The sequence below is a fragment of the Mesorhizobium sp. WSM4809 genome (assembly GCF_055811655.1).
This window is the reverse complement of record NZ_JBVVQW010000006.1, coordinates 361,613-368,024: the sequence shown is the minus strand read 5'-3', so window position 1 is coordinate 368,024 and position 6,412 is coordinate 361,613. Positions and strand designations below refer to the sequence as shown.

Genomic DNA, 6,412 nt, shown 5'->3' with positions numbered 1-6,412 from the left:
CGCGGGCGGCCCCCCCGCCCCCGGCCGCCCCCCGCGGGGGGGGGGGCGGGGGGGGGGGGGGGGGGGGGCCCCCGCGCGCGCCCCCCCCCCCCCCCCGCGCCCGCCGGCCCCCCCCCCCCGCCCCCCGGGACCGCTGGCGACGCAGCCGGCACGAGACAATCAAAGCGAGGATCCGATGGCAGAACGCCTCATCGAACTGCGCGACATCAGCAAATCCTATGGCCAGGTCTATGCGCTGGGCGGGGTCAATCTCAGCGTCGACCGCGGCGAGGTCGTCGGCCTGCTCGGCGACAATGGCGCCGGCAAGTCGACGCTGATCAAGATCCTGTCCGGCGTGGTCAAGCCGACCAGCGGCGAAATCCTCGTGCGCGGCAAGCCGGTGACCGGGTGGAGTGCGGCGCGTTCGCGCGAGGCCGGCATCGAGACGGTGTTCCAGGACCGGGCGCTGGCCGTGCAGCAGACCATCGTTCGCAACATCTTCATGGGCCGCGAGCTGACCGGCTTCATGGGCTTTCTCAGGGTCAACAAGGAGATCGAGGAGGCGAGCCGGCTGATGCGCGAGATCGGCTTCACCTCGAAAGTGTTCACGCCGCAGTCGATCGTCGGCCAGCTTTCGGGCGGCGAACGCCAGGGCGTGGCGATCGCCCGCGCCATCTACAAGCAGGCCGAGCTGATCGTCCTCGACGAGCCGACGACGGCGCTGTCGCTGACCGAAACCGCCAAGGTGTTCCATTTCGTGCGCCAGGTGCGGGCGAGCGGCCGCTCGATCCTGTTCATCGGCCACAACATCCATCATGTCTTCGACATCGCCGACCGCTTCGTCGTGCTCGACCGCGGCAAGGTCGCACTGACGACCGACCGCAGCGAGGTCAAGTCGGCCGAAGATCTTATCAACTTCATGGAAGAGGTCGCGCATCCCGGCGGATTGGCCGGGCTGCACGATGCCGGCGACGCGGAGCAGAGAGCACGATGAGCAAGACCATGGAGCCCGACCTGCACGAGCCGTCCGCCGGTATTCCCCGTCCCGGTTCTCAGAAGGAATGGAGGCACCCGTCCGATCACTGGATGCGTGGCTTCATCCTCGACAACCGTGCCGCGCTCGGCACGCTCGCCGTGTTCATCGTCATGATGACGGTGTTCATGATCGCCAACCCGACCGTCTTCACTACCTGGTATCTCTACCGCTCGGTGCTGACGACGCTGCCGGTGGCGCTGTTCGTGGTGGTGCCGCTGGTCTTCGTCGTCACCTGCGGCGAGATCGATCTGTCATTTCCGGCAACGATGGGCTTTGCCTCATGGGTCTTCGCGCTGGTCGTGCAGGCCGGCTACGATCCGTTCCTCGGCATCGCCGCGGCACTCGTCACCGGCATGCTGCTCGGCTTCCTGGTGGGCTCGCTGGTCGTCTATGGCGGGCTGTCGTCGCTGATCGCCACACTCGGCATGAATTTCCTGCTGCGCGGCCTGATCCAGATCATCAACGAGGGCAAGTCGATGGCGCTGACCAGCCTCAGCGACAGCTGGGCCTACACGATCTTCTCAAGCCAGCTCCTGGGCATTCCGGTGCAGATCTTCTGGGCCATCGGCTTCGTCGTGCTGTCGGCGATGCTCTACAACAGGCATCGCTTCGGCGCGCAGGTGAGGGTGGTCGGCGACAACCCCGACAGCGCCCAGCAGATGGGCATCGACGTCAAGCGCGTGCGGGTGAAAGTGTTCGTCTTCGTCGGCATCGGTGCGGCGCTCGCCGGCACCTTCTCGGTGATGATCAACTTCACCTGGTGGCCGACGGCTGGCGACGGCTATCTCCTGCCGGTGCTGGCCTCGGTTTTCGTCGGCGGCACGCCGACCTGGGGCGGCATCGGCACCGTAGTCGGCGGCGCCATCGGCGCGGTCACCGTGTCGTTCATCCAGACCGGCGTCGTCGCGGCAGGATTGAGCGGCTTCTACGTGCAGTTCTTCAACGGGCTGATCATCATCCTGTCGCTGCTGGGGCATAAATGGAACCAGGCGCGGTATCGGTAAGCGGCAGGACATTTCGACTAGCCGTCATCAACTGGCCGAAGCGAGTACTCGCCAGAAGGAGCGAATCGTGGCCGCCTAGCTAGGAATGACCGTAGGGAGGCCTCAAAACCCCCATTTCAACCTATCATAGAAAGACGCCAATTTACGAAAATAGCTCGCGTAATTTGACTTCAGATAGTCAGTCTTTTCGAAATTTTCTCTAAGAAAATCACTTAGGCAGCCCAAGTCGATCTCGTCCGGTTTTAGGAACGGGATGTATATCGTCGCGTTCTCCGGCGTGCATCTCCCTATAATTTCATCAATTTTGCAGTCTTTGTATTTCGAAAGAAAGGGTTTGGCATACATCCCTAGCCTAAAGTCTTTGGCTGGCCGGTTCACCCATTTATCCAGATTGTTCCCCATCTTTGTGTAATCATCCTTGTTCGCAATTCCGGATGCGCGCAAGTATTTGAAAACAGGGACGTTTTTCGTATTGCGTCCTGCCGTCTTTATCGATTGGTCGAGGACCTGTTGCGGGTCATACCCTCGATTTTCGAAAATCAGATCAGCGATCAGATCTCTGGCGTCGATACCGGCATAACCTACGCCCGAAATAGGAGCCAGTTGTTGCGATACAACACCCACGCCTACCAAGAATTCGACGTCCTCTTTCCTGTCGATCTCATCAATGTCTACGACACAAATCTTCTTTTCTGGTTCTGCCGACTTTACCAATTCATAAAGTTGCTCCTTGCAATATCTGAGAACTCTAGCTGGTATCTTCCTCTTTGTGGCCTCAAGAGATCGGTAAATTTGAGAAAAATCATTCGTCTTAACAAGAACGAGCGGGATTTGCACGCCATCAATTGAAATATAGGTATCAGATATACCGTTCCTTATCGGCGGGCCTTTGCACAAATATCAGATTCTTTCTAAGTTTCTCCACGTTTTCCTTTCCGATGCACAATGAAATTGACCTAAGCATCATGCTGATATTCTGGTCGGATATTGAGTATCCAATAAATACCACAGGATGCTCGACGAATATCGTGATCAATTTAGCGGCGAGATAGGCGTTTTTATTGTTAAAATCGTGGTAGTCGTCGGAGGTTAGAGTGAGAGATTCGGGGCGCGATGCGCATCCGTGGATTTTGTATATTTCTCCAATTTCTTGCGGGTTTGAGAATAAAAGCTCCTCCTGTCCGACGTATATTTTATAATCTGGAAATACCTGTTCAAGAAATGGATCCCAATTAGTTGTTATAATCCCATCAACGTTCAAAGAAGATAGGAGCTCAACCTCTTTTTGATATTCTGACTTCTTTGCTATGTTCTGATCCAATTTTAGTAGGTAATTAGCAATTTCGATCCTCAGCGCGGATGTTATCCCCTTCGCCTTCGTTTTATTCTTCGAGACGCTCTCTTTAAATTCATCAGAGGTCCACCAAAAATCATTGAACTGTTCCGCAATTAACTTGGCCGCTAATGGCAAATTTCCATCTGCCGATGCCAGATAGAATTCAAACGGCTGGGGTCCACGACAGAAACGCCGTAGCAACCCAGACCAATCTTCGAGCCCTAGATATCTTCTGGAAAATCCTGATCCAACAAACAGGAATGGACCGGCCGCCTTTGCTTTAAATATTTTTGTTAGATCTTCCTCAACTGACATGTGTCCCCGACCTTCTTTGGCCTATTTTGTTGCCCCGGTTACAAACCCGTCCAGCACGCGTTTTTGGCCGGCCTTGTCAAAGTCGATGGTCAGCTTGTTGCCTTCGATGTTGGATATGTTGCCGTTGCCGAATTTCTGGTGGAACACCCGATCGCCGACATTGAAGGGCGATGGCATGTCGGAGACGGATTTGGCGACCAGTTCGCCGTCGATGGTGCGGCCCTTGACCGAGGTGCGGCCGGCGCCGTAGCCGCTGTCCGTCTCGCCATAGCCGATGCGCTCGACCTGATGGCCGGAGCGCGAGCCCCAATTGCGGTCGGTCGCCTCGGTGCGGTTGGCCTGCGCGCGCTGCCAGCCCGGCGTCGCATAGGTGTTGGAGAAGGCGCCGGATTTTTCGCTGTCGGCGCCGACATTGTCGAAGCGCGAGGCGCCATAGGGGTTTTGCCGTCCCGCGCCCTGGCCGCCACGGCCGGAGGCAAAGGAACCGCCGCCATAGGAATTGCCGTAGCCACCGTAGGAGTTGCCGCTTTCGGCGACCTCGACATGGGCTTCCGGTAGTTCGTCGAGGAAGCGCGACGGAATGGTCGACTGCCACAGGCCGTGGATGCGGCGGTTGGAGACGAACCACAGATGCAGGTTCTTCTTGGCGCGGGTCAGGCCGACATAGGCAAGGCGGCGCTCTTCCTCCAGCCCGGAGCGGCCGCCTTCATCGAGCGCGCGCTGATGCGGGAACAGGCCTTCCTCCCAGCCGGGCAGGAAGACGGTCTCGAATTCGAGGCCCTTAGCCGAATGCAGCGTCATGATCGAGACGGCGTCGAGCCCGGCGTTCTGCTCGGCATCCATGACCAGTGCGACATGTTCGAGGAAGGAGCGCAGCGACTCATACTCCTCCATCGAGCGGATCAGTTCTTTCAGGTTCTCCAGCCGGCCGGGCGCTTCGACCGAGCGGTCGTTCTTCCACATGTCGGTGTAGCCGCTCTCTTCGAGAATGGTCTCGGCGAGTTCGGTATGCGGCGTGGTTTCCAGGGCCTTTTGCCAGCGTTCGAAATTGGCCGCCACCTCGCGCAAGGCAGCGCGCGGCTTCGGCTTCAGCTCGTCGCTTTCGGCGAGCTTGGCGGCGGCTTCCAGCATCGGGATGCGCAGCGCACGCGCGGTGTCGTGGATCTGGCGGATGGTGGCTTCACCCAGGCCGCGCTTGGGTACATTGACGATGCGCTCGAAGGCAAGGTCATCGGCGCCTTGCGCGACGACGCGGAAGAAGGCCAGCGCATCGCGGATCTCCATGCGCTCGTAGAAGCGCGGGCCGCCGATGACGCGGTAATTGAGGCCGAGCGTGACGAAACGGTCCTCGAATTCGCGCATCTGGAAGGAAGCGCGGACCAGGATCGCCATGTCGTTGAGATTGTGCTTTTGCCGCTGGTAGGTCTCGATGGTCTCGCCGACGGCGCGCGCTTCTTCCTCGGAATCCCAGGCGGCGTGGACATGCACCTTGCCGTCTTCGGGATCGTTGCGGTCCGTGAACAGCGTCTTGCCGAAGCGGCCCTCATTGTGGGCGATGAGGTGGGAGGCAGCGCCAAGGATGTGCGCGGTCGAGCGGTAGTTGCGCTCCAGCCGGATGATGGTGGCGCCGGGAAAATCCTTGTCGAAGCGCAGGATGTTGTCGATCTCGGCACCGCGCCAGCCATAGATCGACTGATCGTCGTCGCCGACGCAGCAGATGTTTACGGTGGCGCGGGTTTCGGCCGAAGAGCGCCCAATCTCCCCCCTAGAGGGGGAGATGTCGCCGGAGGCGACAGAGGGGGGCGCTGTCCCTCCAGCCTGTCGGCGCGAGGCGCCCCCCTCTGTCCTGCCGGACATCTCCCCCTCAAGGGGGGAGATCGGCTTGCCTTGAGGCCGCTGCGCCAGGAGGCGCAGCCACATGTACTGCGCGGTATTGGTGTCCTGATACTCGTCGACGAGGATGTATTTGAAGCGCCTGTGGTATTCCTTCAGCACGTCCGGATTGGCGCGGAAGATGCGGATCGGGTGGCACAGCAGGTCGCCGAAATCGCAGGCGTTCAGCGTCTTCAGCCGCTCCTGATAGGCCTTGTAGAGTTCGCGGCCCTTGCCGTTGGCGAAGGCGCGGGCGTCGCCCTCGGCGATGTCGGCCGGGCCTTGCCCCTTGTTCTTCCAGCCGTCGATCATCTGGGCGAACTGCTTGGCCGGCCAGCGCTTGTCGTCCAGACCTTCGGCTTGGATCAACTGCTTGATCAGCCGCACGACGTCGTCGGTGTCGAGGATGGTGAAGTCGGAGCGCAAACCGGCGAGTTCGGCATGTCTGCGAAGCAGCTTCACGCCGATCGAGTGGAAGGTGCCGAGCCATGGCATGCCCTCGACATTGCCTTCGCCGATCAGCACGCCAATGCGGATCTTCATCTCGCGCGCGGCCTTGTTGGTGAAGGTCACCGCGAGGATCTGCGACGGGAACGCCTTGCCGGTGGCGAGGATGTGGGCGATGCGGGTGGTGAGCACGCGGGTCTTGCCGGTGCCCGCTCCGGCCAGCACCAGAACCGGACCTTCGGTGGTTTCAACAGCTAGCCGCTGCTCCGGGTTGAGGCCCTTCAGGTAGTCGGGTGCGTTGTTTTGACCGCTGCGGGCAGCCATGGCGCGCGCGGCGATGCCCGACGGGGCCGTGGGCCGCGCATTGGGTTCGTCGAAAAAGGGCATGTCTTCGGAAAAGCCGGACATTGCCCCGAATGTAGT

At 59.9% G+C, this 6,412-nt stretch carries 5 protein-coding genes; 2 read left to right on the top strand and 3 right to left on the bottom strand.

Translation table 11 applies throughout. The features are described 5' to 3' along the window. The first annotated feature begins 175 nt into the window (after positions 1–175). Positions 176–973 (top strand): ATP-binding cassette domain-containing protein, encoded by a 798-nt coding sequence (locus tag AC0L24_RS18375; RefSeq protein WP_013530993.1) that lies wholly within the window; start codon positions 176–178, stop codon positions 971–973. Beyond that, positions 970–2,019, top strand: coding sequence for an ABC transporter permease (locus tag AC0L24_RS18370; protein ID WP_127810014.1), 1,050 nt, complete (start codon positions 970–972; stop codon positions 2,017–2,019). Before AC0L24_RS18375 ends, AC0L24_RS18370 begins: the two co-directional genes overlap by 4 nt. Before the next feature lie 102 nt (positions 2,020–2,121). Here the strand turns inward: AC0L24_RS18370 and AC0L24_RS18365 are convergent, their stop codons facing one another. The 3 genes from AC0L24_RS18365 to AC0L24_RS18355 all read right to left on the bottom strand — a co-directional run bounded on the left by AC0L24_RS18365 (position 2,122) and on the right by AC0L24_RS18355 (position 6,397). Beyond that, positions 2,122–2,733, bottom strand: coding sequence for a hypothetical protein (locus tag AC0L24_RS18365; RefSeq protein WP_473564026.1), 612 nt, complete (start codon positions 2,731–2,733; stop codon positions 2,122–2,124). A 145-nt stretch (positions 2,734–2,878) separates the two neighbouring features. Next, on the bottom strand, positions 2,879–3,670 hold the full coding sequence (locus tag AC0L24_RS18360; RefSeq protein WP_473564025.1) for an SIR2 family protein: 792 nt from the start codon (positions 3,668–3,670) through the stop codon (positions 2,879–2,881). A 21-nt stretch (positions 3,671–3,691) separates the two neighbouring features. Next, positions 3,692–6,397 (bottom strand): ATP-dependent helicase, encoded by a 2,706-nt coding sequence (locus AC0L24_RS18355; RefSeq protein WP_127810015.1) that lies wholly within the window; start codon positions 6,395–6,397, stop codon positions 3,692–3,694. Positions 6,398–6,412: the final 15 nt, after the last annotated feature.